Source organism: Streptomyces cinereoruber (assembly GCF_009299385.1).
Taxonomy (GTDB): Bacteria; Actinomycetota; Actinomycetes; order Streptomycetales; family Streptomycetaceae; genus Streptomyces; species Streptomyces bikiniensis.
The window spans coordinates 3,015,082-3,040,140 of sequence record NZ_CP023693.1; the positions used below are offsets into that span (position 1 = coordinate 3,015,082).

General features: G+C 70.5%; 18 protein-coding genes and 2 rRNA genes. 9 read left to right on the plus strand and 11 right to left on the minus strand.

What is annotated here, in order from left to right; translation table 11 throughout:
- Positions 1-150 precede the first annotated feature (150 nt).
- The gene (locus tag CP977_RS13335) at positions 151-705 is read left to right on the plus strand and encodes a DJ-1/PfpI family protein (RefSeq protein ID WP_062755130.1); all 555 of its coding nucleotides are present in this window, start codon (positions 151-153) and stop codon (positions 703-705) included.
- Between the two features lie 42 nt (positions 706-747).
- On the opposite strand, the gene CP977_RS13340 is transcribed toward CP977_RS13335, so the two are convergent.
- The gene (locus tag CP977_RS13340; protein ID WP_152370156.1) at positions 748-1,407 is read right to left on the minus strand and encodes an HAD family hydrolase; all 660 of its coding nucleotides are present in this window, start codon (positions 1,405-1,407) and stop codon (positions 748-750) included.
- Between the two features lie 67 nt (positions 1,408-1,474).
- Complete coding sequence (locus CP977_RS13345) at positions 1,475-1,963, minus strand: DUF6912 family protein (RefSeq protein ID WP_152370157.1); 489 nt, start codon at positions 1,961-1,963, stop codon at positions 1,475-1,477.
- Between the two features lie 273 nt (positions 1,964-2,236).
- Between CP977_RS13345 and CP977_RS34825 the strand changes: the two genes are divergently transcribed.
- Complete coding sequence (locus CP977_RS34825; RefSeq protein WP_229991623.1) at positions 2,237-3,031, plus strand: Rv3235 family protein; 795 nt, start codon at positions 2,237-2,239, stop codon at positions 3,029-3,031.
- A 62-nt stretch (positions 3,032-3,093) separates the two neighbouring features.
- Here the strand turns inward: CP977_RS34825 and secA are convergent, their stop codons facing one another.
- On the minus strand, positions 3,094-5,901 hold the full coding sequence (gene secA / locus CP977_RS13355) for a preprotein translocase subunit SecA (protein ID WP_062755124.1): 2,808 nt from the start codon (positions 5,899-5,901) through the stop codon (positions 3,094-3,096).
- A gap of 240 nt (positions 5,902-6,141) precedes the next feature.
- On the opposite strand from secA, the gene CP977_RS13360 reads away from it, so the two are divergent.
- Positions 6,142-6,726 carry a GNAT family N-acetyltransferase gene (locus CP977_RS13360; RefSeq protein ID WP_062757059.1) on the plus strand — a complete coding sequence of 195 codons (585 nt, stop codon included), beginning with the start codon at positions 6,142-6,144 and terminating at the stop codon, positions 6,724-6,726.
- Between the two features lie 73 nt (positions 6,727-6,799).
- Complete coding sequence (locus CP977_RS13365) at positions 6,800-7,969, plus strand: winged helix-turn-helix domain-containing protein (protein WP_152370158.1); 1,170 nt, start codon at positions 6,800-6,802, stop codon at positions 7,967-7,969.
- 161 nt (positions 7,970-8,130) lie between these two features.
- Here the strand turns inward: CP977_RS13365 and CP977_RS13370 are convergent, their stop codons facing one another.
- From CP977_RS13370 to mtrA, 6 genes are all read right to left on the minus strand, one after another.
- A complete protein-coding gene (locus tag CP977_RS13370) occupies positions 8,131-8,883 on the minus strand; it encodes a response regulator (RefSeq protein WP_062755119.1) in 753 nt (250 codons plus the stop codon).
- 197 nt (positions 8,884-9,080) lie between these two features.
- The gene (hpf, locus tag CP977_RS13375; RefSeq protein ID WP_062755117.1) at positions 9,081-9,779 is read right to left on the minus strand and encodes a ribosome hibernation-promoting factor, HPF/YfiA family; all 699 of its coding nucleotides are present in this window, start codon (positions 9,777-9,779) and stop codon (positions 9,081-9,083) included.
- Between the two features lie 295 nt (positions 9,780-10,074).
- Entirely contained in the window at positions 10,075-10,917 is an 843-nt protein-coding gene (locus CP977_RS13380; protein ID WP_152370159.1) for a ComF family protein, read from the minus strand.
- Positions 10,918-11,050: 133 nt separating this feature from the next.
- On the minus strand, positions 11,051-12,826 hold the full coding sequence (locus CP977_RS13385; protein WP_079131328.1) for an LpqB family beta-propeller domain-containing protein: 1,776 nt from the start codon (positions 12,824-12,826) through the stop codon (positions 11,051-11,053).
- Between the two features lie 91 nt (positions 12,827-12,917).
- On the minus strand, positions 12,918-14,945 hold the full coding sequence (gene mtrB, locus CP977_RS13390) for an MtrAB system histidine kinase MtrB (protein ID WP_152370160.1): 2,028 nt from the start codon (positions 14,943-14,945) through the stop codon (positions 12,918-12,920).
- 1 nt (position 14,946) lies between these two features.
- Complete coding sequence (gene mtrA, locus CP977_RS13395; RefSeq protein WP_010356958.1) at positions 14,947-15,624, minus strand: two-component system response regulator MtrA; 678 nt, start codon at positions 15,622-15,624, stop codon at positions 14,947-14,949.
- A 331-nt stretch (positions 15,625-15,955) separates the two neighbouring features.
- Here mtrA and CP977_RS13400 point away from each other — a divergent pair, with 331 nt between their 5' ends.
- The 5 genes from CP977_RS13400 to CP977_RS13420 are packed head-to-tail and all read left to right on the plus strand — an operon-like array spanning position 15,956 to position 21,408.
- Positions 15,956-17,170 (plus strand): DUF7847 domain-containing protein, encoded by a 1,215-nt coding sequence (locus CP977_RS13400; RefSeq protein WP_109186084.1) that lies wholly within the window; start codon positions 15,956-15,958, stop codon positions 17,168-17,170.
- A gap of 4 nt (positions 17,171-17,174) precedes the next feature.
- On the plus strand, positions 17,175-17,867 hold the full coding sequence (locus CP977_RS13405; RefSeq protein WP_152370161.1) for a DUF4129 domain-containing protein: 693 nt from the start codon (positions 17,175-17,177) through the stop codon (positions 17,865-17,867).
- On the plus strand, positions 17,864-19,105 hold the full coding sequence (locus CP977_RS13410) for a DUF4350 domain-containing protein (RefSeq protein ID WP_152370162.1): 1,242 nt from the start codon (positions 17,864-17,866) through the stop codon (positions 19,103-19,105). The genes CP977_RS13405 and CP977_RS13410 overlap by 4 nt, the downstream gene beginning before the upstream one ends.
- Positions 19,102-20,085, plus strand: coding sequence for an AAA family ATPase (locus CP977_RS13415; RefSeq protein ID WP_062755104.1), 984 nt, complete (start codon positions 19,102-19,104; stop codon positions 20,083-20,085). The genes CP977_RS13410 and CP977_RS13415 overlap by 4 nt, the downstream gene beginning before the upstream one ends.
- A 12-nt stretch (positions 20,086-20,097) precedes the next feature.
- Positions 20,098-21,408, plus strand: coding sequence for a DUF58 domain-containing protein (locus CP977_RS13420; RefSeq protein WP_152370163.1), 1,311 nt, complete (start codon positions 20,098-20,100; stop codon positions 21,406-21,408).
- A 77-nt stretch (positions 21,409-21,485) separates the two neighbouring features.
- Here the strand turns inward: CP977_RS13420 and rrf are convergent.
- Both rrf and CP977_RS13430 read right to left on the minus strand, forming a co-directional pair.
- Positions 21,486-21,602 (minus strand): 5S ribosomal RNA (gene rrf, locus CP977_RS13425).
- Positions 21,603-21,684: 82 nt separating this feature from the next.
- Positions 21,685-24,807, minus strand: a 23S ribosomal RNA gene (locus CP977_RS13430).
- Positions 24,808-25,059 lie beyond the last annotated feature (252 nt).

Genomic DNA, 25,059 nt, shown 5'->3' on the forward strand with positions numbered 1-25,059 from the left:
CGCGCTGATCACGACGAAAGCCTATCGCTCCCGACCCCCGCCCCGTCATGAGCCGTATGTGTACAAAAGAGGGGGTGGAAGTTTGACGTTATGGACAGCGACACATGTCCTCAGGGCACGGCATCCGACCTTCTGCGAGCTGGGAGAGCCATGGCGAGGATCCTGATCGTGACCGGGGACGCGGCGGAGTCGCTGGAGGTGCTGTACCCCTACCAGCGTCTCCTGGAGGAGGGGTACGAGGTGGACATCGCGGCCCCGGCCCGCAAGACGCTGCGGTTCGTGGTCCACGACTTCGAGCCCGGCTTCGACACGTACACCGAGAAGCCCGGCTACACCTGGCCCGCCGACCTGGCCTTCTCCGAGGTGGATCCGGGGGCGTACGCGGCGGTGGTGATCCCGGGCGGCCGGGCGCCGGAGTACCTGCGCAACGACCCGGAGCTGCGCAAGATCCTCAAGGCCTTCTTCGACGCGGACAAGCCGGTCGCGCAGATCTGCCACGGCCCGCTCCTGACGGCGGCGACCGGCGGTCTGGAGGGGCGCCGGGTCACGGCCTATCCGGCCCTGGAGCTCGACATGCAGGCGGCGGGGGCGTCCTTCCAGGACACGGCGGCCGTGGTGGACGGCCTGCTGGTCTCCTCCCGGGCGTGGCCGGACCACCCGGTCTGGATGCGGGAGTTCCTGAAGGTCCTCAGGTCGAGGGGCTGAGGGCTCCGGTCGTACGGATGGTCGTACGGGGCGGAGGGGCGGTCAGACCAGCTCCTCCGCCACGGCGACCGCCTCCGCGAGGGAGTCGACCACCGGCACCCCCACCCGCTCCAGGGAGGCGCGGCTGTGCGAGCCGCCGGTGTAGAGCACGGCCTTCGCGCCGACGTGCGCGGCGGCGAGCGCGTCGTCCGCCGCGTCGCCGATGACGACCACCTGCTCGACCCTGATCCCCTCCAGGGCGGCGAGGTGGCGCACCATGTGCCCGGACTTGCCGTCCGTGGAGGCGTCGGGCCGCCCGTCCATGCGCAGGAACCGCTCCGCGATCCCGTGCCGCCGCACGAGGGGGACGAGGTCGGAGTGCGGGGCGAGCGAGAGCAGCGACTGCGTGAAGCCGGAGGCCTGCCGGGCCGCGAGCAGCTCGGCGGCGCCGAGGGTCAGGCCGCAGCTCTCGGCCCGCTCCCAGTAGTGCCGGTGGAAGACGCCGTCCATGCGGGTCCACTCGGCGTCGGTGGGCAGCCGGCCCATGAGCCGCTCGTAGAACTTGGGCACCGGCACCATGTACAGCTCGCGGTACCGCTCCAGCGTGAGCGGTTCGAGCCCCAGCTCGGCGAAGGCGGCGTTCGTCGCCCCGATGACCGCGTCGATGTCGTCGAGCAGCGTGCCGTTCCAGTCCCAGACCAGGTGCTTTCCGTGCTTCCCCATGGAAGGACGGTACCCGCAGCCTCGGACGGCGAAGAGCCCGGAGGCCTCCGGAAGGCGCTCCGGGGCCTCAGCCCAGCAGCGCGGGAACCTCCTGCACCCCGAACCACAGCAGTTCGTGGTCCTCGGCGCCGTCCACGGCGGACCGCGCGTCGTCGTCGCCCCGCTCGGCCGCCTCCAGCGCGTCCGCCGCCGCCCTGACGTCCGCCTCGGCCTCGTCCGCATCGGCGTGCACGGCCGCGGCCTTGGACAGGGGTACGGCTCCGGCGATCCGGACCGCACCGATCGCGTCGGGGTCCGCGACCGCGTCCTTGTCGGCCACGTCGACGGCGACGACGATCCGGCGCCGGGGCGCCCCGGGGTCGGCGGCGAGCAGCCGCAGGGAGGCGGCGGCGGCCCGGCCGAGCGCCGCGTACTCCAGCTCCTCGATGTCGTCGGAGGCGTACCACTCGCGCAGCGCGGGGGTCACGGCATAGGCGGTCAGCGGGCCGGGACCCAGCTCGCCCGCCTTGTGCGCCTGTGCGAGACCGGGGAGGGTCAGGGGGACGTAGACGCGCATCGACTGGCCGCTTTCGTAGAGGGAGAGATCCCAGGATACGTGCGGAGTCCCCCTTCGGGGCGGCGGCCCGAAGTTGCCGTCCGTCCACCCCGGGAGCCCGTACGCCGCACCCCGGAGACCCGATTTCCGACCGCGTCACCCGGATAGGTGATCCTCCTCCGACCCACCCGGGAACGTCCGTCCCCTTGCGACCCCCCGGGCCTCCGCCGTACAAGATCCCCAACGGTAGTTACTGACTGGTACCAGCCGGTTACGCAACGACAGGGGACCTCCATGACCGCCACGCTCACGACGACCGCCACGACGCCGTCGGCCACTGTCCGGGCCACGCGCCCGGCCGACACCCTCAGCGGGACCGCGACACAGACCCCCGCGCCCGCCACACCCCCGGCCGACATCCCCAGCACGACCGCGACACAGCCCCCCGCACCCGCCTTCCCGGACACGGCTCCGGCCACCGTCCCCGCGCCCCGGGCGGCCATGCCCGCCGCGCTCCCGGCCACCTCGCCCACCACCGACCGCGCCGCGGCCGGCGCCTTCCCGGCCACGGGCACGGCCGTCGGCCCCGCTCCGGCACCGGCCGTCGTACCCCTTCCCCTCGCGGGCGACTCCCGGCGCCCCCGCGCCCCGCGCCCCCGTACCGCCCCCGGCGGGCCCGCCGGTACCCGGCCGCGCGGGGGCGCGGGCAGTCGCCCGCGTACGCCCGGGCGCGGCGCGCCCCGCGCGCTCCCGCCGCACACCGTCTTCGCGGAGCGCCTGCTCGCCGTCCTGAGCGGGGAGCGGCCGGTGCACTGGATGCTCGGCCACACCCTCGGAGAGGCGTACGAGCAGCTCGTCCGGCTCGCCCCGGGGACGCCCCTGCGCTCGCCCGGCCCCCGCCCGGTCCTGCGCCGCTGCTCGGTCCAGGCGCACCCCGCCCAGGGCGCCGTCGAGGCCTTCGCGACCATCGCCACCGGCGCCCGCGTGCGGGCGATGGCGTTCCGCCTGGAGCGCGGCGACGACCAGCGCTGGCGCTGCGCGGCCGTGGAGCTCGACGGCCTGGGCACGGCCGCCGCCCACCGCACATGACGGCGGAGGGGCCGCCCACCCCACCGGGTGGACGGCCCCTCGTACGCCGAAGGCTCAGCGCGTCACTTCTTGCGACGGCGCCCGCCGCCCGCGTTCTTCTGCGCCTTGCGGCGCTCCGCGCGGGTCAGTCCGTCGCCGGAGTCCGGCTCGCCGGAGGAGAAGTCGCCCTCGACGACGCCGCCGTCGCCGTCCACGGTCGGCGCGGAGAAGTGCAGCCGGTCCGGCCGCTGCGGGGCGTCGAGCCCCTTGGCGCGGATCTCCGGACGCCCGGCACCGGCCGGCACCGCGTCGCCCTTGTCGAGCGAGGGGGCCGCCTGCACCGGGACCTCCTCGACCTGCTGCTCGACCTGGACCTCCAGGTTGAACAGGTAGCCGACGGACTCCTCCTTGATGCCCTCCATCATGGCGGTGAACATGTCGAAGCCCTCGCGCTGGTACTCGACCAGCGGGTCCTTCTGCGCCATGGCGCGCAGGCCGATGCCCTCCTGGAGGTAGTCCATCTCGTAGAGGTGCTCGCGCCACTTGCGGTCCAGGACGGACAGCACCACGCGCCGCTCCAGCTCGCGCATGATCTCGGAGCCGAGCTGCTTCTCGCGCGCCTCGTACTGCTCGTGGATGTCGTCCTTGATGGACTCGGCGATGAACTCGGCGGTGATGCCCGCCCGGTCCCCGGCCGCGTCCTCCAGGTCCTCCACGGTGACCTTCACCGGGTAGAGCTGCTTGAACGCGTTCCACAGGCGGTCGAGGTCCCACTCCTCCGCGAAGCCCTCGGCGGTCTCCTGGCGGATGTAGTCGTCGATCGTGTCGTCCATGAAGTGCTGGATCTGCTCGCGCAGGTCCTCGCCCTCCAGGACGCGGCGGCGCTCGCCGTAGATGACCTCGCGCTGCCGGTTGAGGACCTCGTCGTACTTCAGGACGTTCTTGCGGGTCTCGAAGTTCTGCGTCTCGACCTGCGACTGCGCGGAGGCGATCGCGCGGGTGACCATCTTGTTCTCGATCGGCACGTCGTCCGGCACGTTGGCCATGGCCATCACGCGCTCGACCATCTGCGCCTTGAACAGGCGCATCAGGTCGTCGCCGAGGGAGAGGTAGAAGCGGGACTCGCCGGGGTCGCCCTGACGGCCGGAACGGCCGCGGAGCTGGTTGTCGATGCGGCGGGACTCGTGGCGCTCGGTGCCCAGGACGTACAGGCCGCCGAGCTCCTTGACCTCCTCGAACTCGGCCTTCACGGCCTTCTCGGCGCGCTCCAGGGCGCCGGGCAGGGCCGCGGCCCACTCCTCGACGTGCTCGACCGGGTCCAGGCCCGCCTGGCGCAGCTCGGCCTCGGCGAGGTCGTCCGGGTTGCCGCCGAGCTTGATGTCCGTACCGCGGCCGGCCATGTTCGTGGCGACGGTGACGGCCCCGCGGCGACCGGCCTGGGCGACGATGCTGGCCTCGCGCTCGTGGTGCTTGGCGTTGAGGACCTCGTGCGGGACGCCGCGCTTGGAGAGCTGCTGCGAGAGGTACTCGGACTTCTCGACGGAGGTGGTGCCGACCAGGATCGGCTGGCCCTTCTCGTGCTTCTCCGCGATGTCGTCGACGACGGCGGCGAACTTGGCGACCTCGGTCCGGTAGATCAGGTCCGACTGGTCCTTGCGGATCATCGGCTTGTTCGTCGGGATCGGGACGACGCCGAGCTTGTAGATCTGGTGGAACTCGGCGGCCTCGGTCATGGCCGTACCGGTCATGCCGGACAGCTTGTCGTACAGGCGGAAGAAGTTCTGGAGGGTGATCGTGGCGAGGGTCTGGTTCTCGTCCTTGATCGGCACCCCCTCCTTCGCCTCGATCGCCTGGTGCATGCCCTCGTTGTAGCGGCGGCCGGCGAGGATGCGGCCGGTGTGCTCGTCGACGATCATGACCTCGCCGTCGATGACGACGTAGTCCTTGTCCTTCTTGAACAGTTCCTTCGCCTTGATGGCGTTGTTCAGGTAGCCGACGAGCGGGGTGTTCACCGACTCGTAGAGGTTGTCGATGCCCAGCCAGTCCTCGACCTTGGCGACGCCCGCCTCGTGGATGGCGACGGTGCGCTTCTTCTCGTCGACCTCGTAGTCGCCGGTCTCCTCGATGCCCTTCAGCTGGTTGCCGGGCTCGCCCTTGGTCAGGCGGGTGACCAGCTTGGCGAAGTCGCCGTACCACTTGGTGGCCTGGTCGGCGGGGCCGGAGATGATCAGCGGCGTACGGGCCTCGTCGACGAGGATGGAGTCGACCTCGTCGACACAGGCGAAGTTGTGGCCGCGCTGGACGAGCTCGTCCTTGGACCACGCCATGTTGTCGCGGAGGTAGTCGAAGCCGAACTCGTTGTTCGTGCCGTAGGTGATGTCGCAGTTGTACTGCTCGCGGCGCTGGGCCGGCGTCATGTTGGCGAGGATGCAGCCGACGTTCAGGCCGAGGAAGCGGTGGACCCGGCCCATCAGCTCGGAGTCGCGCTCGGCCAGGTAGTCGTTGACCGTGATCAGGTGCACGCCCTTGCCGGAGAGCGCGTTGAGGTACGCCGGGAGGGTGCCGACGAGGGTCTTGCCCTCACCGGTCTTCATCTCGGCGACGTAGCCGAGGTGGAGGGCGGCGCCGCCCATCAGCTGGACGTCGTAGTGGCGCTGACCGAGGACGCGCTTGGCGGCCTCGCGCACCGTCGCGAAGGCCTCGGGCATCAGGTCGTCGAGGCTCTCACCGTCGGCGTACCGCTGCTTGTACTCGTCGGTGAGCGCCCGCAACTCGGCGTCGGAGAGGTTGACGAAGTCCTCTTCGATGGAGTTGACCTGGTCCGCGATGCGGTGCAGTTTGCGCAGGATCTTGCCTTCGCCTGCACGCATGAGCTTGTTGAAGACGGACACTGAGGCTGGTCTCCTTGCCGGTCGGGCCTGGCACTAGGTCTTGTCATGGACACGAGCGCGGGGCACGGCAGGTGGTCCCCACCGCAACGGCCATCGTAAGCGAGACCGCCCTCCCACAGGGAGGCCCGCAGTGCCGGAGCCGTACGCCCGCCCGGAAGGAGAACGCACGAGGTGGGCGGAAGGTGCCGCCCCATCCGAAAAGTGTTCGCTTCGGCCCGGCCCGGTCACCACAATCCCCGCATGGAGCCGATCACCCTCACCACCGACCGCCTGCGGCTGCGCAACCCCGTCCCGGGCGACGCCGACGCCGTGTACGCGATCTGCCAGGACCCTGCCATCCTGCGCTGGACCACCGTCCCCGACCCCTACACCCGGCAGGACGCCGACTTCTTCCTGAACCGCCTGGTGCCCGACGGCTGGCGCGAGGACACCGAGTACACCTTCGCCGCCGAGCCGCTGGCCGGGGGCCCGCTGCTCGCCGCGGCCGGCCTGAGCAACCGCGGCCCGGGCATCTGGGAGGTCGGCTACTGGCTGGCCCCGGACCACCGCGGCCACGGCCACATGACCGAGATCGTCCGCGCCCTGGCCCACTGGGCCTTCACCGGCCTCGGCTGCACCCGCCTGGTGTGGCGCGCCGAGGTGGGCAACACCGGCTCGCGCGCGGTGGCCGAACGCGTCGGCTTCGTCGTGGAGGGCGTCCAGCGCGCCGGCCTGCCCAACAAGGGCACGCTCCGGGACTGCTGGACCGGCGCCCTGCTCCCCTCCGACTTCGGCCTGCCGAGCCCCCTGCCGTACCTGCCCGCGCGCGAGCACCCGGTGACCTGACGCGCTCCCGCTCCGGCCGCCGGTGCCGGGCCGCCGTTCCCGGGCTGTCAGTGCCGGGGCCTAGGGTGCGGTCATGACGACTGTGCCGCGCCCCGCCGCCGAACTGTCCGCCGACGAAGCCCGCAGGATCGCGCTGCGCGCCCAGGGGTTCCTGGGCGCGCCCGACCGCCGCGCCGGCGTGCGCGGGGTGCTGCGGAGCCTCGGCCAGGTCCAGCTCGACACCATCTCGGTCCTGGCCCGCTCGCACGAGCTGATCCCGTACGCGCGCCTGGGCGCCGTGGGCCGCACGACGGTGGAGGAGGCGTACTGGACGGGGGCGCACGCCTTCGAGTACTGGTCGCACGCGGCCTGCGTGCTGCCCGTCGAGGAGTGGCCGCTCTTCGCCTTCCGCCGGCGCGCCTACCGCGACCGCCCGCACTGGGGCCACGAGCTGTCCCCCGGGGCGTACGACAAGGTGATCGCCCAGCTGCGGGACGAGGGCCCGCGCACGGCGACCGAGCTGGGCGGCGCGAAGAACAAGGGCGAGTGGTGGGACTGGTCCGACTCCAAGATCGCCGTGGAGCGGGCGCTGATGCACGGCAAGGTGGTGGTCGTCGAGCGGCGCGGCTGGAAGCGGGTGTACGACCTGGCCGAGCGGGCGATCCCGGAGGCGCTGCGCCACGACGACCTGGACGACGCCGAGTGCGTGCGGCGTCTGGTGCGGCAGGCGGGCGAGGCGCTCGGCGTGGGCACGCGCGCGGACATCGCCGACTACCACCGGCTCAAGGGCGAGCAGTTCGACGCGGCGGTCGAGGCGTCGGGGCTCGTGCCGGTGACGGTGGCGGGCTGGGGGAAGCCGGCCTGGGCGGACCCGGCGGCCCTGGCGACCGAGCCGCGCGGCCGGCACCGCACGACGCTGCTCTCGCCGTTCGACTCGCTGATCTGGGAGCGGGCCCGCACGGAGCGGATCTTCGGCTTCACGCACCGCCTGGAGGCGTACGTGCCGAAGCAGAAGCGGGTCCACGGCTACTTCGCGATGCCGGTCCTTGCGGGGGGCCGCCTGGTGGGCCGGGTGGACCCGGCGCGCGAGGGCCGCACGCTGGTGGCCCGCCAGATCACCCTGGACGGCCCCAAGGCGGTCCCGGCGGTGGCCCGTGCCCTGCGCGAGGCGGCCGAGTGGGTCGGCTGCGACACGGTCACGATCCTCCCGGACCGCGTGAACCTCCCGACCCTGGCCCCGGAGCTGGTACGGGAACTGGGCTGAGGCCCGAAAGCCGCGGCGGCCCCGGACGCACCGGGGCTACCGGATCTCCGGGATCTTCTCTCTCATCGCACTGCATCCCCCCGGGGGCGACCCCCGGACCCCCGGACCCCCGGACCCCCGGACCCCCGGACCCCCGGCAGGAGCGTCCCCGGGCGGGAGCCTCAGCGAATCTCCAGGATCTTCTCTCTCATCGCGTACACCACCGCCTCCATCCGGGAGTGCAGCTGAAGCTTCTCCAGGATGTTCCGGACGTGGTTCTTCACCGTGTTCTCGGAGATGAACAACTCCTTGGCGATGTCCCGGTTGTTCATCCCGGTCGCCACGAGCTTGAGGACCTCCAGCTCGCGGTCGGTCAGCCGGGGCGCGGGCACGAGCCTGCGCTCGTCGGTCCGCTGGATCATCGACTTGAACTCGGTGAGGAGCTTGGACGCCATGGAGGGGCTGATCTGCGACTGCCCGTCCGCGACCGCGCGGATCGCCGTCGCGACCTCGTCGGTGGAGATCTCCTTGAGCAGGTAGCCGGTGGCCCCCGCCTTGATCGCCTCGTAGAGGTCGGCCTCCTCGTCGCTGATCGTCAGCATGATGATCTTCGCGCTGGGGGCCACCTCCTTGATGCTGGTGCACGCCTCGATGCCGCCGCGCCGGGGCATCCGCACGTCCATCAGGACGATGTCCGGCAGCAGATCGGCCGCCTTTTCGACGGCCTCGGCCCCGTCACCGGCCTCACCGACGACCTGAATGCCCTCCTCGTGGAAGAGAACGATCTCCAGACCGCGCCGGAAGAGGGCGTGGTCGTCCACGACGAGGACCCGGATCGGTTCCTCGCGGGACGCACCGCTGTCCGAATCCGATCCCTCCGGGACCGACTCACCGTGCTCCTGCCCGCTGAGCACCGGCCCGAAGCTGTCCGCCATCGTTCCTCCCCCTGAAGGCCGTGGCCTGAATTCGTTTCCGGTCCTCCAACCGGTGCCCAGGAAGCACCGGTTGGCGTGCACGCCATGATTTCATGCCCCGGCGGATGCGGGTCGATCCTCGGGCGCACGGGGGTGCCCCTGGGGGCGCGCCACGCGCTCCAGGGGCACCGTGAGGTGTGGATGGTGCGGGACGGCGGTCAGCCGCCGAGCGCACCGCCGGCGCCGCCGCCCTCGGCGAGCGGGTTGCTCTCGGCGAGCGGGTCGCTCTCCAGGTGGATGACGCCGTAGTCGTACGCGTGTCGCCGGTAGACGACGCTCGGCTGCTTGGTGTCGGAGTCGACGAAGAGATAGAAGTCGTGCCCGACCAGCTCCATCTCGTAGAGCGCCTGGTCGAGCGTCATCGGTGCGGCCTTGTGGGTCTTCTCGCGGACCACCAGCGGGCCGTCGCCCTGGACTTCGATCGAGCCCACCATCTTGGTGGGCACCTCGTCGGTCTCGTCGACGACGAGCCGGCCGTCCCCGTCGAACTGGGCGACGCCGGGCACGACGTCCCCGACCTCGGCGGCCGACAGCCGGCCGTTGCCACGGCGGGTGTACCGCTTGTCGTGCTGCTTGCGCAGTCGCGCCTCGAGCTTGTCGCTGGCGAGGTCGAGCGCTGCGTACGGGTCGCCTGCCGCAGCCTCCGCCCGGATCACCGGGCCGCGGGAGTGAAGGGTGATCTCCACGCGGTCGGACCGGTCGGCCTGCCGCGGGTTGTGTTCCTTGGACACCTCGACGTCGAGGCTGATCACCTTGCCGTCGAGCTTCTGGATCTTCTCCAGCTTCAGCTTCTCGGCCACGTGCTTGCGGAACCGCTCGGGCACCTCGGTCTTGCGGCCCTTGACGACGATGTCCACGCAGAACTCCGTTCCCGGATCGCCCGGATCGGCTCCTCGGCCGCCGGGCATCTCCCTTTGCACCAGACTCCGGATGGATTACCGGAGCTCGGACTCGGCGACTTTCACCTCCTCCTCCCCGGTCGGGAAGATCCCCACCCCTTCGCCAGGAGGTTAATTCGCCCTGAACTCCTGTCCAGAGGCGCAACCATGTATTCGGTGAGGGGACGGCTTTCGCCATTCCTCACAACCGAACATAGCCCCTTCGGACGGGTGTCGGCACCCGCTGCCGCGACATACCTCCGTTCGGGCGTTTTCACCTCTCACCACCTGCAACGATCCAAGATCTTGGAGAGTTCCGGTTTATTTCGAACGAAGCGGGAGAAGATGCGATCACAGCCGCCGCCCGCTGTTCGAATCCGTGCTGCGCGGAAGCGGCCGCTAAACCGTGCGGTATTTCAGAAATGAACGAAAGGTGTACGGCTCCGAGGGCGCGGGCCGCCTCCGCCAGCGAGGCGCCGGTGGTCATCAGGTCGTCCACGAGCACCACCGTCCCCGCCGGGTTTCCCGTTTCCGCAGCCCCTCCCGCACGTGCCGCCGCCAGGAGCCGCGCACCGCCCGGCACGACCTCCAGGGCCCCGGAGAGGTTCGCGAGCCGCCCGCGCGCCCCGAGCCCGGCCTGGTCCGCCACGTACCGCCGCTGCCGTAGTACGGGCGCCACCCGCGCGTCCCGCCCCGCCCGCCGCAGCCGGGCGGCCGCGGCCAGGGCGATCCGCCGCGTCGGATCGTGCCCGCGCGCCCGCACGGAGCGCCGCGAGGACGGCACCGGTACGAGGAGCAGCGGCCCTCCCCCGGCGCCCGCCACGGCCTCGGCGGCGGCCTCCACGGCCCCGGCCAGGGCATCGCCCAGGGGCCCGGCGAGCCCGAGCGCCCCGCGCTCCTTGTGGGCGAGGAGCACCTCCCGTACGGCACCGGTGTACGGCGCGGCCGCGTGGACCGCGGGCAGGCCGGCGGGCTCGGGCGCCGGACGCACCCGGCGCGGTCCCGTCCCGGTCAGCGCCGCCGCGCACTCCGGGCACAGCTCGGTCCGCGGTCTGCCGCAGCCTCCGCAGGCGACCGGCAGCACCAGCCCGGCGATCTCGCGCCACCACCCCCGCATGGCTCCACTGTGCGCCTTCCCGCGCTCCCCGGCCACCCCTGTGGAAAACCCCTCGCCGACCGCCGCCCCCGGCACCCGGAGTACGTCAGGTGCGCCCCGCGCGGGCGGGCACGGGCACTTGCGGGGAGGGGCTCTACCCGGGGTAGACCGGCGAGTCCCCGTCCTTCACCACCGGCTGCCAGTTCGTCCCCGGCGGCAGCCGCACGATGCCGTCCTCGGAGTCGGCCACCATGGGCGTGTCCAGCGACTCGGTGTGCGGCGCGGACACCGAGGTCACCCCGTTCAGACCGGGGAGCACCGAGGTCGCGGAGGTCGAGCCGTCCGTCTGGAGATAGCGGATCTGCTGCACGCCGCCCGCCTCCTTGCCGACCACGACGAGCCGGCTGGGCCCGGCCCAGGAGACGGCCGTGACCGACTCCATCCGGGGGGCGGCGGGCTGGAGGTCCACCACCGAGACGGTGCTCTCCCCGTCCGTCGTGCGCCGTTCGATCCGGCCGATCTGCAGGGTGGTGCGCTCGCCCCGCTTGACCACCAGGGCGATCCGGACGCCGTCGGCGGAGACCCGCAGCGACTCGATCCGGTCGTCCTCCAGCCACGGCGTGCGGACCTCGACGGGCTCCCCGGTGCCGCCCGGCACCATCCACAGCCGGCGCTCGGCGGGGTTCCGGTCGGCGACCCACAGATCGCCCCGTCCGCCCCAGCTGGGCGCGGAGAGACGGTCCTCGGGCCGGACGCCCCTGCTGGACAGGACCGGCTGCCGGGAGCCCTCCTCCGTGGCGGCCTCCGTGGCGATCGAGGAGACGAACAGCCGCTGGCCGGGCCTGTCGACCCCGGCCGCCCGGGTCTCGCCCCGGTCGACGGCGATCGAACCGAGCGCCGGCGACGAGCCCTTGCCGAGCGGCCCCGGCACGTCGACCGGCGCGGCCGTCTCCTTGCCCGCGAGCACCAGCTTCTTCAGCTTGCCGTGCTCGTCGACGAAGTACGGCTTCTCGTCGAGGTCGGCCTCCTGGACCGCCGCGAACTCGGCCGCCTGCCCCCTGCCGAGCCGGCACTGCGACTCCGACTTGTTCAGGAGCTCCACCTGCTCGACCCGCACGGACGGCAGGTCGCGCAGCGTGAACAGCAGCTGCGCCGCCATCCGCCGGCACGCCGTCCCGTCGACCCGGTCCCCCGGGAACTCGAGCGGCACCTTCAGCGTGGACTGGTCGTCCGTCGTCAGGGTGGTGACGCCGTCCTTCAGCCGCGTGCGGGAGGGGAAGCTGGAGTCGACGGCCTGCTTCAGCCAGTTCGTCGGACCGTCGAGCAGCGCCTGGACGGTCTGGGTCACCGGATCCATGCGGGTGACCGGGTCCTGCCGCTGCCGGATGTAGACGGGGTCGGCGACGACCCAGTTCTCCCCGGAGGCGAAGTAGTACTTGTTGACCGACCGGTAGTTGCGGAGGAAGTCGGCCTCGCCGAGGACCAGGCCGGGCGGGAGGCTGTCGATGCGCCACTCCTTGCCCTTGCCGCCCGCCGTCGGCTGCTGCACGACCTGGATCGACCACAGGTAATCGGCGGGGCTGATCGGCTGGTACGCGTGGCGGGCGTCCACGGTCGCGATCTTGCGGCCGGCGAGCGAGTAGATCCGGCCTTCCTTGTCGGGGTCGGCGTTGCGGTCGGTCTGCTTGCGGCTGGGCGCGGTGGCGAGCACGGTGATGCTCTGCTCCGGCTTCCAGGTGGCCGCGGCCTTCTTCGTCAGGTACTTGCGGGCGGTGGCGAACTCGGGGTCGTCACTGGTCATGGCCTCCAGGAAGCCGTCGACGATCTCGCCCGGGTCCGCGTTCTCGCGGGGGGCCACGGCGTAGACCCGCACCTGCGAGTCGCCCGTGTTGGAGCCCTTCACCGTCTGGACCTTCCCGCTGTCGGGCATCGAGGCGCAGCCGCCCGCCAGGAGCGCGCCGCACGCGGCCAGCAGCGTCGAGCGTGCGATCCGTCCCCGCCCCGCGTGCTCCGTTCGGGAGTCAGCGCCCACGTGTCCCGTCCTCCTGCTCCGCGTTCCCGCTTCCGTTCCCGTTGCGGCCGGCCGCCGCCGTACCCGACGCGTGGCCGTCGGTGTCCGCGGCCGCCCGCGCCACCACCCGGGCACCGCTGCCGGGCAGCGCCGTCGGATCGACGGTCGCCCGGGGTGCCCCGGGCAGCCTCGGCGGTACGGGGAGCGGCTGCCGGTCCCCGGCGGACTGTGCCGGCACCGCCGTCCGGCGGGCGCTCTCCCGGGCCTGCCCGGCGGCCTGCTCGCGGTTGCGGCGCGAGTCCTCGGGCTCCAGGGGTATCGGGGAGCCCCGCAGCGGCTCGTCCGCCGTACGCGGCAGGGTGAGCCGGAACTGCGAACCGCCACCGGGCTCGCCCCAGGCCTGGAGCCAGCCGCCGTGCAGCCGTGCGTCCTCGACGGCGATCGACAGGCCGAGTCCGGTGCCGCCGGTCGTACGGGCGCGGGCCGGGTCCGCGCGCCAGAAGCGGTTGAACACCCGGGTCGCCTCGCCCGGCTTCAGTCCGACGCCGTAGTCGCGGACGGCGACGGCGACGGCCCCGCCCGCGGCGGCCAGCTTCACCACCACGTCCCGGCCCTCGCCGTGCTCGACGGCGTTGACGACCAGGTTGCGCAGCACCCGCTCGACGCGGCGGGCGTCCGCCTCGGCCACCACGGGCTGCTGGTCGCCTACGACCACGATCCGGGTGTTCTTGCGCTCGGCGAGGGGCTCGGCGCCGCCTATGACCCGGCGCACGACCTGCCGCAGGTCTATCGGCTCGGCCTCCAGGGCGGCCGCGCCCGCGTCGAAGCGGCTGATCTCCAGGAGGTCGGAGAGCAGCGACTCGAAGCGGTCGAGCTGGTCGCCGAGGAGCTCGGCGGAGCGGGCGGTGACGGGGTCGAAGTCGACGCGGGCCTCGTGGATGACGTCGGCCGCCATCCGGACCGTGGTCAGCGGGGTGCGCAGCTCGTGCGAGACGTCCGAGACGAACCGCCGCTGCATCCGCGACAGCTCCTCCAGCTGCTGGATCTTGAGCTGGAGGTTCTGCGCCATCTTGTTGAAGGCCTCGCCGAGCCGCGCGATGTCGTCCTCGCCGGTGACCTTCATCCGCTCCTGGAGGCGCCCGGCCGAAAGCCGCTCGGCGATCCCGGCGGCCATCCGCACGGGCGTGACGACCTGGCGCACCATGAGCCAGGCGATGGCCCCGAGCAGCACCACGACGAAGAGCCCGGCGGTCGCCAGGGTGCCCTTGACCAGGGCGAGGGAGTCGTCCTCCTGCGACAGCGGGAAGAGGTAGTACAGCTCGTACTGGGTGCCCTCGGCGTCGTTCAGCCGCTTGCCGATCACCAGGCCGGGCTCGGACGCCTTGCTGCTGGTGTAGTGGATCCGCGTGAACTTCTGCAAGGTCTCGGTGCTCTGCGCCACCGAGTGCCGCAGGTCGCCGGGGATGCTCGCGACCGGGTCGACCTCGCCGGAGGCCCGGACGCCACGGCTCGCGGTGTCACCGGTGTCGAGGGAGAGCGCGACCACGTTGAAGGCGCTCTGCCCGCCGCTGGCCAGCTGCTCGACCAGCGTGGAGCGCCAGTTCACGGAGGCGCCGTCCCGCCCGTCGTCCGGCTGCCCGGGCGTCGCGGGGGTGGTCGCCGCCCGGTCCTGGGCGGCGGAGAACCCGCCGGCGGCCTGGCTCTGGGCGGCCTTCTCCTTGGCGTCGAGCAGCCCGTTGCGGACCTGCCCGATGACGACGATGCCGAGCAGCAGCACGACCCCGAGGGACATCAGCAGGGTGCCCGCGACGATCCTCAGCTGGATGTTCCGCCGCCACAGGCGCACGGCGGGCAGCAGGGGCCGGCGGATCCAGCGCGCGAAGAGCCGGAAGAACCGCCCTCCCCGCGAACCGTCCTGGAGGAGCCGTCCGCCGCGCGGCGGACGGCCGGAACGCGAGCCCCCCCGCCCCGGTCCGGCAGCCCGCCCCGTACGGCCTCCCGGGTCCCCGGGCTTCGGAGCAGCACTGCCCTTGCTCATGTCAGCTCGGTCCCGCCTTGTAACCGACGCCACGGACGGTCACCACGATCTCCGGGCGCTCGGGGTCCTTCTCGACCTTCGAGCGCAGCCGCTGGACGTGCACGTTCACCAGCCGGGTGTCGGCCGCGTGCCGGTAGCCCCACACCTGCTCCAGGAGGACTTCACGGGTGAAGACCTGCCACGGCTTGCGCGCGAGCGCGACCAGGAGGTCGAACTCGAGCGGGGTCAGGGCAATGGACTGGCCGTCCCGCTTCACGGAGTGCCCGGCCACGTCGATGACCAGGTCCCCGATGGTGAGCTGCTCGGGAGCTGGCTCCTCGGACCTCCGCAGCCGCGCCCGGATGCGGGCGACGAGCTCCTTCGGCTTGAACGGCTTCACGATGTAGTCGTCGGCGCCGGATTCCAGGCCCACGACCACGTCGACCGTGTCGCTCTTGGCCGTGAGCATGACGATCGGCACTCCCGACTCGGCCCGGATGAGCCGGCACACCTCGATGCCGTCCCTGCCGGGCAGCATCAGGTCGAGCAGCACCAGGTCGGGCTTCGCCTCCCTGAAAGCGGCAAGCGCCTTGTCACCGTCCGCGACGAACGACGGCTCGAACCCTTCACCCCGCAGCACGATGCCGAGCATCTCGGCCAGTGCGGTGTCGTCGTCGACGACAAGAACGCGTCCCTTCATATCGACATCATCCCATTAGCCAATCGTTACCTGCCGTGACCTGTCCCACAGCGCTTCCCCCTGTCAGGGTCGTGATCTTGTGGAGAACGACCCGCTCGGCCCGCTGCCGCACGGTTCGCGCGGCCGGATCGGGCATCCGCACAGTGTGCCGTCTGCCGCCCGCACAATGAAGGTCCGGACGAAGCTACGAACGACGAGACCGCTCCCGCCCACTGGCGGGTCCCGCGTGGCACGATGGCACCCGGCCCGCCGCCGTGTTCAGGTGTCGGCCGCCGTGACCGAGCCGGTTCGCCGATCCGGCACCGCGACCATTCCCACGAGGTGGACGACCGTGAACGACACTCCGGGCCGGACCTCGCCCGGATCCGCCCCTTCCGGCGACCAGGACGGCCCCGGCGTTCCCCGGCCCGCCGGCCCGGCCGACGTGAACGGCTCCACCTCCCAGTGGTCCAAGGACCAGCCGCCCGCCGGCCGGTGGTCCCCGCCCACCGGTCAGAACCCGCCCCCCGGCCCCGGCCGCAACTGGGGCGCCCCGCCCTCCCCCGCGCAGTGGGGCAGGCCGCCGGCCGCGAAGCCGGGCGTGATCCCGCTGCGCCCGCTGAGCATGGGCGAGATCCTCGACAGCGCGGTGAAGACCCTCCGCACCTACTGGCGCACGGTGCTGCCCGTCATGGCCGTGCTCGCGGTGCTCGCCCAGGTCACCCAGATCCTGGTCCAGCGCTACCTCGTCCCGCCGGCCCCGAAGGCCGACCCGGACGCCACCCCCGCCGAGGCGCTGAAGCAGCTCATCGATTCGACCCAGGCCTCCCTGATCAGCCTGGGGCCGACCATGGTCGTCTCCCTGGTGGCGCTGCTGATCAGCAGCGCCCTGCTGGCCGTCGTGGTCAGCAAGGCGGCCCTCGGCCGCCCGATCACCCTGGGAGCCGCCTGGCGCGAGTCCCGCCCGCGTCTGCTCCAGCTGCTCGGCCTGACCCTGCTGCTCCCGGTGCTGAGCGCCGCCATCATGGCGGTCGGCCTGCTCCCGGGGCTCCTGCTCGGCGGCGCCCCCGGTGTGCTCCTGACCCTCCTCGGCGGTCTCGGCGCCCTCGTGCTGAACATCTGGCTGATGGTCCGCTTCAGCCTCTCCTCCCCCGCCCTGATACTGGAGCGCGGCAGCGTGGTCCAGTCCCTGAAGCGTTCGGCGAAGCTGGTGCAGGGCTCGTGGTGGCGGATCTTCGGCATCACCCTGCTCACGCAACTGCTGGTCTTCGTGTTCACGATGATCATCGCGATCCCGTTCGCCGTCATCGGCCTCATCGTCGACGGCGAGGCCCTCTCCGGGGTGCTCTCCGGCTCCCCCGACGCCATCGGCTGGCCGTTCCTGATCGTCACGGGCATCGGCGGTGTGATCACCAGCGCGATCACCTACCCGTTCTCCGCCGGTGTGACGGTCCTCCTCTACGTGGACCAGCGCATCCGCCGGGAGGCCCTGGACCTCGAACTGATCCGGGCCGCGGGCCGCCCCGACCCCGGCCCCGCGCCCGGCACCCGGGCCGTCGGGGGCTGACGGCGTGACGGTCACGGGGGGAACGGCCACGGCGCCGGCGCGCCCGCGCGCCGACGGCGACGTACCGGTCGACATCTCCCGCGTCCCCGCCCGCGAGGCGGCGGAGCGGGAGCTGTCCGACCCGATGTACCACGAGAACGACCCGAGCCTCCTCCAGCGCGGCCTGAACCACCTCTGGGAGTGGCTCGACAAGCTCTTCGACTCCGCGTCCGGGGTCGCCCCGGGCGGTCCGCTCGGTCTCGTGGTCATCGCCCTCGTGGTGGTCGCGCTCGTCGCCGCACTCTGGTGGCGCCTCGGCACCCCCCGCAGGACGCCCGCCGCCGCGGGCGACTCCCTCTTCGCGGACGGCCCCCGCTCCGCCCGCGACCACCGGACGGCCGCCGCCCGCCACGCCTCCGCCGGCCGCTGGAACGAGGCCGTCCAGGAACGGATGCGGGCCGTCGTCCGCTCCCTCGAAGAACGCGCCCTGCTCGACCCCCGCCCCGGCCGCACCGCCGACGAGGCCGCCGCCGAGGCGGGCCGCTCCCTGCCATCCCACGCGGACGCCCTGCGCCTCGCGGCCCGCGCCTTCGACGACGTCACATACGGCGGCCGCACCGCCGACGAGCCGGCGTACCGCCGGGTCGAGGAGCTGGACACCGCCCTGGGGCGGACCCGCCCCACCCTCGACACCGCTTCCCCGGGGGCGCCCTCATGAGCAGCGCGACCACCGGCAGCACGCCGACCGCCGCCGACCCCTCCGGCGCCACCCCGCCCGGCACCACGTCGACCGCCCTCTCCGCCCGCCAGATCTGGACCCGTGCCCGGGGCGCGGCCCTCGTCGTCACCCTGATCCTGATCGGCGGCCTCGTCCTCGCGACGGTCCAGTCCACCGAGCCTCGCGGCGCCCTCGACCCCCGCTCCACCGACCCCCACGGCAGCCGGGCCGTCGCCGAACTCCTCAAGGAGCGGGGCGTCACGCTCACCCTCGCCACCACCCTCGACGAGGCCACGGCGGCCACGAACCCCGGAACCACCCTCCTGGTCGCCGCCCCGGACCTGCTGACGGACGCCCAACAGGCCACACTCCGCTCCACCATGGCGAACTCCGCCGGCCGCACGGTCCTCCTCGGCCCGGGCTCCCCCTCCCTCCGCACCCTGGCCCCGGGGATCACCAGCGCCCCCGACACCGCCGTCACGGACCTCGAACCCGCCTGCGCCCTGCCCGCCGCCACCCGCGCCGGCAGCGCCGACCTGGGCGGCGAACGCTACGAGGTCGCCCCCGGCACCACCGCCGACTCCTGCTACCCCTCCGACGGCCTGCCGACCCTGGTCCGCCTCCCCGGCAACGGCACCACCGACACGGTCCTCCTCGGCTCGCCCGACATCCTCCACAACGCCCGTCTCGACCAGCAGGGCAACGCCTCGCTCGCCCTGCAACTCCTCGGCTCCCGGCCCCATCTCGTCTGGTACCTCCCCTCCCTGTACGACGCCTCCGCCGACGCGCCCGAAGACGACACCACCGGCAACTTCCTCGCGCTCATCCCCTCCGGCTGGCTGTGGGGCACGCTCCAGCTCGCGCTCGCGGCTCTGCTCGCCGCCGTCTGGCGCGGCCGCCGCCTCGGCCCCCTGGTGACCGAACGGCTCCCCGTCGCCCTCCGCGCCTCCGAGGCCACCGAGGGCCGCGCCCGCCTCTACCGCAAGGCGAACGCCCGCGACCGCGCCGCCTCCGTCCTGCGCACCGCGACCCGCACCCGGCTCGCCCCGCTCCTGGGCGTCCCCACCCGGGACGCCCACTCCCCCGAACTCCTCCTTCCCGCGCTCTCCGCTCGTCTCCCCGAGATCACCGCGGACCCCAAGAACCTCCTCTTCGGCCCGGCCCCCGCCGACGACTCCACCCTCATCCGCCTGGCGGACCAACTCGACGCCCTCGAAAGAGAGGTACGCACCTCATGAGCGCCCCGACCTCCGAGACCGCTACGAACTCGGACGGCGCCCGAGCCTCCCTGGAGGCCCTGCGCACCGAGATCGCGAAGGCCGTGGTCGGCCAGGACCCCGCCGTCACCGGTCTCGTCGTCGCCCTGCTCTGCCGGGGGCACGTCCTCCTGGAGGGCGTCCCGGGAGTCGCCAAGACCCTGCTGGTCCGCGCGCTCGCCGCCGCACTCGAACTCGACACCAAGCGCGTCCAGTTCACCCCCGACCTGATGCCGAGCGACGTCACCGGCTCCCTGATCTACGACGCCCGTACCGCCGAGTTCTCCTTCCAGCCGGGCCCGGTCTTCACCAACCTGCTGCTCGCCGACGAGATCAACCGGACGCCCCCGAAGACCCAGTCGTCCCTTCTGGAGGCCATGGAGGAACGTCAGGTCACGGTCGACGGCACCCCGCGCCCGCTGCCCGAGCCGTTCCTGGTCGCGGCGACCCAGAACCCCGTCGAGTACGAGGGCACCTATCCCCTCCCCGAGGCCCAACTGGACCGGTTCCTGCTGAAGCTGACGGTCCCCCTGCCCTCACGCGCGGACGAGGTCCAGGTCCTCACCCGCCACGCCGAGGGCTTCGACCCCCGCGACCTGAAGGCCGCCGGCGTCCGCCCCGTCGCGGGCCCCGCCGAGCTCGAAGCCGCCCGGGCCGCCGTCGCCAAGGTCTCGGTCTCCGCCGAGATCGCCGGCTATGTCGTCGATATCTGCCGTGCCACGCGTGAATCCCCCTCGCTCACGCTCGGGGTCTCTCCCCGAGGCGCCACCGCCCTGCTCTCCACCGCCCGCGCCTGGGCCTGGCTCACCGGCCGGGACTACGTCACCCCGGACGACGTGAAGGCCCTCGCTCTCCCCACCCTGCGTCATCGCATCCACCTGCGGCCCGAGGCCGAGATGGAGGGAGTCACCCCCGACTCCGTCATCCACTCGATCCTCGCCCACGTCCCCGTCCCCCGCTGAGAACGGCGCCCCATGGCCCTCACCGGACGAACCGCGCTGCTCGCGGCCCTCGGATCGCTCCCCGTCGGCATCCTCGCCCCCAGCTGGACGGGGATGCTTGCGGTGAACGCGCCCCTCTCACTCGCAATACTGTGCGACTACGCCCTGGCCGCGCCAGTACGAACGCTCCAATTCACCCGAAGCGGTGACACATCCGTTCGACTCGGTGACGCGGCGGACGTCCACCTCACGGTCACCAACCCGTCCCGCCGCCGCCTCCGCGCCCAGCTCAGGGACGCCTGGCCGCCCAGCAGCTGGCTCCCCGGCACCGAGCAGTCCGCCTCACGCCAACGGATCACCGTCCCCGCCGGCGAGCGCCGCCGCCTCACCACAACCCTGCGCCCGACCCGCCGGGGCGACCGCCGCGCCGAGCGGATCACGGTCCGCTCGTACGGCCCCCTCGGCCTCGCGGCCCGCCAGGGCAACCACGAGGTCCCCTGGTCCGTCCGGGTGCTGCCTCCGTTCACCAGCCGCAAGCACCTGCCGTCCCGCCTGGCCCGGCTCCGCGAGCTCGACGGCCGCACCAGCGTGCTGACCCGTGGGGAAGGCACCGAGTTCGACAGCCTCCGCGAGTACGTGCCCGGTGACGACACCCGCTCGATCGACTGGCGTGCCACGGCCCGGCAGACCACGGTCGCCGTCCGCACCTGGCGCCCCGAACGCGACCGGCACGTCCTGATCGTCCTGGACACCGGCCGCACCTCGGCCGGCCGCGTCGGCGACGTCCCGCGCCTGGACGCCTCCATGGACGCGGCCCTCCTCCTGACCGCGCTCGCCTCCCGCGCCGGCGATCGGGTGGACCTCCTGGCCTACGACCGTCGCCTCCGCGCCCAGGTCCAGGGCCGCTCCGCGGGCGACGTGCTGCCCGCCGTGGTCGATGCCCTCGCCCCGCTCGAACCGGAACTGGTGGAGACCGACGCCCGCGGCCTGGCCGCGACCGCGCTCTCCCGGGCCCCCCGCCGCTCCCTGATCGTCCTCCTGACGAGCCTTGACGCCGCTCCGATCGAGGAAGGCCTCCTCCCCGTCCTGCCGCAGCTCACCCAGCGCCACACGCTCCTGGTGGCCTCGGTGGCCGATCCGCACATCGCCCGCATGGCCGCGAACCGCGGCACGCTCGAGGGCGTGTACGAGGCCGCTGCGGCCACCCAGACGCAGTCGCAGCGCGCCCGGACCTCGGACCAGCTCCGACGCCACGGCGTCACGGTCGTCGACGCCACTCCCGACAACCTGGCTCCGGCGCTGGCCGACGCGTATCTCGCCTTGAAGGCGGCCGGCCGCCTGTGATGGGGCGCGGCGGTCTGAAAGGGCCGTAAACGCAGGAAAGCCCCGCACCAGAGGTGCGGGGCTTTCCCACAATGATTGTTCGGCGGTGTCCTACTCTCCCACAGGGTCCCCCCTGCAGTACCATCGGCGCTGAAAGGCTTAGCTTCCGGGTTCGGAATGTAACCGGGCGTTTCCCTAACGCTATGACCACCGAAACTCTATGAAGTTCACGAACCGCCGCACCCCGCAGGGGGCGTGTTCGTTGCTTCAGAACTAACACAGTGGACGCGAGCAACTGAGGACAAGCCCTCGGCCTATTAGTACCGGTCAGCTCCACCCCTTACGGGGCTTCCACATCCGGCCTATCAACCCAGTCGTCTACTGGGAGCCTTACCCTCTCAAGGAGGTGGGAATACTCATCTCGAAGCAGGCTTCCCGCTTAGATGCTTTCAGCGGTTATCCCTCCCGAACGTAGCCAACCAGCCATGCCCTTGGCAGGACAACTGGCACACCAGAGGTTCGTCCGTCCCGGTCCTCTCGTACTAGGGACAGCCCTTCTCAATATTCCTACGCGCACAGCGGATAGGGACCGAACTGTCTCACGACGTTCTAAACCCAGCTCGCGTACCGCTTTAATGGGCGAACAGCCCAACCCTTGGGACCGACTCCAGCCCCAGGATGCGACGAGCCGACATCGAGGTGCCAAACCATCCCGTCGATATGGACTCTTGGGGAAGATCAGCCTGTTATCCCCGGGGTACCTTTTATCCGTTGAGCGACGGCGCTTCCACAAGCCACCGCCGGATCACTAGTCCCGACTTTCGTCCCTGCTCGACCCGTCGGTCTCACAGTCAAGCTCCCTTGTGCACTTACACTCAACACCTGATTGCCAACCAGGCTGAGGGAACCTTTGGGCGCCTCCGTTACCCTTTGGGAGGCAACCGCCCCAGTTAAACTACCCATCAGACACTGTCCCTGATCCGGATCACGGACCGAGGTTAGACATCCAGCACGACCAGAGTGGTATTTCAACGACGACTCCACCATGACTGGCGTCACGGTTTCACAGTCTCCCACCTATCCTACACAAGCCGAACCGAACACCAATATCAAACTGTAGTAAAGGTCCCGGGGTCTTTCCGTCCTGCTGCGCGAAACGAGCATCTTTACTCGTAGTGCAATTTCACCGGGCCTATGGTTGAGACAGTCGAGAAGTCGTTACGCCATTCGTGCAGGTCGGAACTTACCCGACAAGGAATTTCGCTACCTTAGGATGGTTATAGTTACCACCGCCGTTTACTGGCGCTTAAGTTCTCAGCTTCGCAACCCCGAAAGGTCACTAACCGGTCCCCTTAACGTTCCAGCACCGGGCAGGCGTCAGTCCGTATACATCGCCTTACGGCTTCGCACGGACCTGTGTTTTTAGTAAACAGTCGCTTCTCGCTGGTCTCTGCGGCCACCCCCAGCTCAGGAAGCAAGTTCCTTCACCAGTGATGGCCCCCCTTCTCCCGAAGTTACGGGGGCATTTTGCCGAGTTCCTTAACCATAGTTCACCCGAACGCCTCGGTATTCTCTACCTGACCACCTGAGTCGGTTTAGGGTACGGGCCGCCATGAAACTCGCTAGAGGCTTTTCTCGACAGCATAGGATCATCCACTTCACCACAATCGGCTCGGCATCAGGTCTCAGCCTTGATGTGTGACGGATTTGCCTATCACACGGCCTACACCCTTACCCCGGGACAACCACCGCCCGGGCTGGACTACCTTCCTGCGTCACCCCATCGCTTACCTACTACCACCTTGGGTCAGCGGCTCCACCACTCCCCTTTGCCCGAAGGCTCCGGGGCGGCTTCACGGCCTTAGCATTAATGGGCTCGATATTGGGCGTTTCAAAGCGGGTACCGGAATATCAACCGGTTGTCCATCGACTACGCCTGTCGGCCTCGCCTTAGGTCCCGACTTACCCTGGGCAGATCAGCTTGACCCAGGAACCCTTAGTCAATCGGCGCACACGTTTCTCACGTGTGTATCGCTACTCATGCCTGCATTCTCACTCGTGAACCGTCCACAACTCGCTTCCGCGGCTGCTTCACCCGGCACACGACGCTCCCCTACCCATCACAGCCTCCGTTGGGAGTACATGCTGCAATGACACGACTTCGGCGGTACGCTTGAGCCCCGCTACATTGTCGGCGCGGAATCACTTGACCAGTGAGCTATTACGCACTCTTTCAAGGGTGGCTGCTTCTAAGCCAACCTCCTGGTTGTCTCTGCGACTCCACATCCTTTCCCACTTAGCGTACGCTTAGGGGCCTTAGTCGATGCTCTGGGCTGTTTCCCTCTCGACCATGGAGCTTATCCCCCACAGTCTCACTGCCGTGCTCTCACTTACCGGCATTCGGAGTTTGGCTAAGGTCAGTAACCCGGTAGGGCCCATCGCCTATCCAGTGCTCTACCTCCGGCAAGAAACACACGACGCTGCACCTAAATGCATTTCGGGGAGAACCAGCTATCACGGAGTTTGATTGGCCTTTCACCCCTAACCACAGGTCATCCCCCAGGTTTTCAACCCTGGTGGGTTCGGTCCTCCACGAAGTCTTACCTCCGCTTCAACCTGCCCATGGCTAGATCACTCCGCTTCGGGTCTTGAGCGTGCTACTAAAATCGCCCTGTTCGGACTCGCTTTCGCTACGGCTTCCCCACACGGGTTAACCTCGCAACACACCGCAAACTCGCAGGCTCATTCTTCAAAAGGCACGCAGTCACGAGACACAAGCAAGCTTGTGTCCGACGCTCCCACGGCTTGTAGGCACACGGTTTCAGGTACTATTTCACTCCGCTCCCGCGGTACTTTTCACCATTCCCTCACGGTACTATCCGCTATCGGTCACCAGGGAATATTTAGGCTTAGCGGGTGGTCCCGCCAGATTCACACGGGATTTCTCGGGCCCCGTGCTACTTGGGTGTCTCTCAAACGAGCCGCATGAATTTCAGCTACGGGGGTCTTACCCTCTACGCCGGACCTTTCGCATGTCCTTCGCCTATCCATACGGTTTCTGACTCGCCTCACAGCCGGCAGACTGTGAAAGAGAGATCCCACAACCCCGCATGCGCAACCCCTGCCGGGTCTCACACGCATACGGTTTGGCCTCATCCGGTTTCGCTCGCCACTACTCCCGGAATCACGGTTGTTTTCTCTTCCTGAGGGTACTGAGATGTTTCACTTCCCCTCGTTCCCTCCACATGCCCTATGTGTTCAGGCATGGGTGACAGCCCATGACGACTGCCGGGTTTCCCCATTCGGAAACCCCCGGATCAAAGCCTGGTTGACGGCTCCCCGGGGACTATCGTGGCCTCCCACGTCCTTCATCGGTTCCTGGTGCCAAGGCATCCACCGTGCGCCCTTAAAAACTTGGCCACAGATGCTCGCGTCCACTGTGTAGTTCTCAAACAACGACCAGCCACCCACCACCTCACCGCACGCGGTGAGTTCACTGGGGCCGGCATCCACGAAGGTGACGACCAGACGGCCGTACCCTCAGACACCCAACAACGTGCCAGGCACAGTCCGTTCCTCGAATCCCGTGTTCCACGCCGAAGCAGTACTAGCGGTTTCTCGTCCCTGACTGTGCCAACTAATCAACGTTCCACCCATGAGCTGACCGTGCAG

What these genes read in the sequence shown, in the direction of transcription:
- CP977_RS13340 (WP_152370156.1), bottom strand. Translation starts at nt 1,407, where the DNA reads ATGGGGAAGCACGGAAAGCACCTGGTCTGGGACTGGAACGGCACGCTG.
- CP977_RS13360 (WP_062757059.1), top strand. Translation starts at nt 6,142, where the DNA reads ATGGAGCCGATCACCCTCACCACCGACCGCCTGCGGCTGCGCAACCCC.
- CP977_RS13415 (WP_062755104.1), top strand. Translation starts at nt 19,102, where the DNA reads ATGAGCGCCCCGACCTCCGAGACCGCTACGAACTCGGACGGCGCCCGA.
- CP977_RS13385 (WP_079131328.1), bottom strand. Translation starts at nt 12,826, where the DNA reads ATGCCCGACAGCGGGAAGGTCCAGACGGTGAAGGGCTCCAACACGGGC.
- CP977_RS13365 (WP_152370158.1), top strand. Translation starts at nt 6,800, where the DNA reads ATGACGACTGTGCCGCGCCCCGCCGCCGAACTGTCCGCCGACGAAGCC.
- CP977_RS13335 (WP_062755130.1), top strand. Translation starts at nt 151, where the DNA reads ATGGCGAGGATCCTGATCGTGACCGGGGACGCGGCGGAGTCGCTGGAG.
- CP977_RS13370 (WP_062755119.1), bottom strand. Translation starts at nt 8,883, where the DNA reads ATGGCGGACAGCTTCGGGCCGGTGCTCAGCGGGCAGGAGCACGGTGAG.
- CP977_RS13410 (WP_152370162.1), top strand. Translation starts at nt 17,864, where the DNA reads ATGAGCAGCGCGACCACCGGCAGCACGCCGACCGCCGCCGACCCCTCC.
- CP977_RS13380 (WP_152370159.1), bottom strand. Translation starts at nt 10,917, where the DNA reads ATGCGGGGGTGGTGGCGCGAGATCGCCGGGCTGGTGCTGCCGGTCGCC.
- CP977_RS13345 (WP_152370157.1), bottom strand. Translation starts at nt 1,963, where the DNA reads ATGCGCGTCTACGTCCCCCTGACCCTCCCCGGTCTCGCACAGGCGCAC.
- CP977_RS34825 (WP_229991623.1), top strand. Translation starts at nt 2,237, where the DNA reads ATGACCGCCACGCTCACGACGACCGCCACGACGCCGTCGGCCACTGTC.
- mtrB (WP_152370160.1), bottom strand. Translation starts at nt 14,945, where the DNA reads ATGAGCAAGGGCAGTGCTGCTCCGAAGCCCGGGGACCCGGGAGGCCGT.
- CP977_RS13420 (WP_152370163.1), top strand. Translation starts at nt 20,098, where the DNA reads ATGGCCCTCACCGGACGAACCGCGCTGCTCGCGGCCCTCGGATCGCTC.
- mtrA (WP_010356958.1), bottom strand. Translation starts at nt 15,624, where the DNA reads ATGAAGGGACGCGTTCTTGTCGTCGACGACGACACCGCACTGGCCGAG.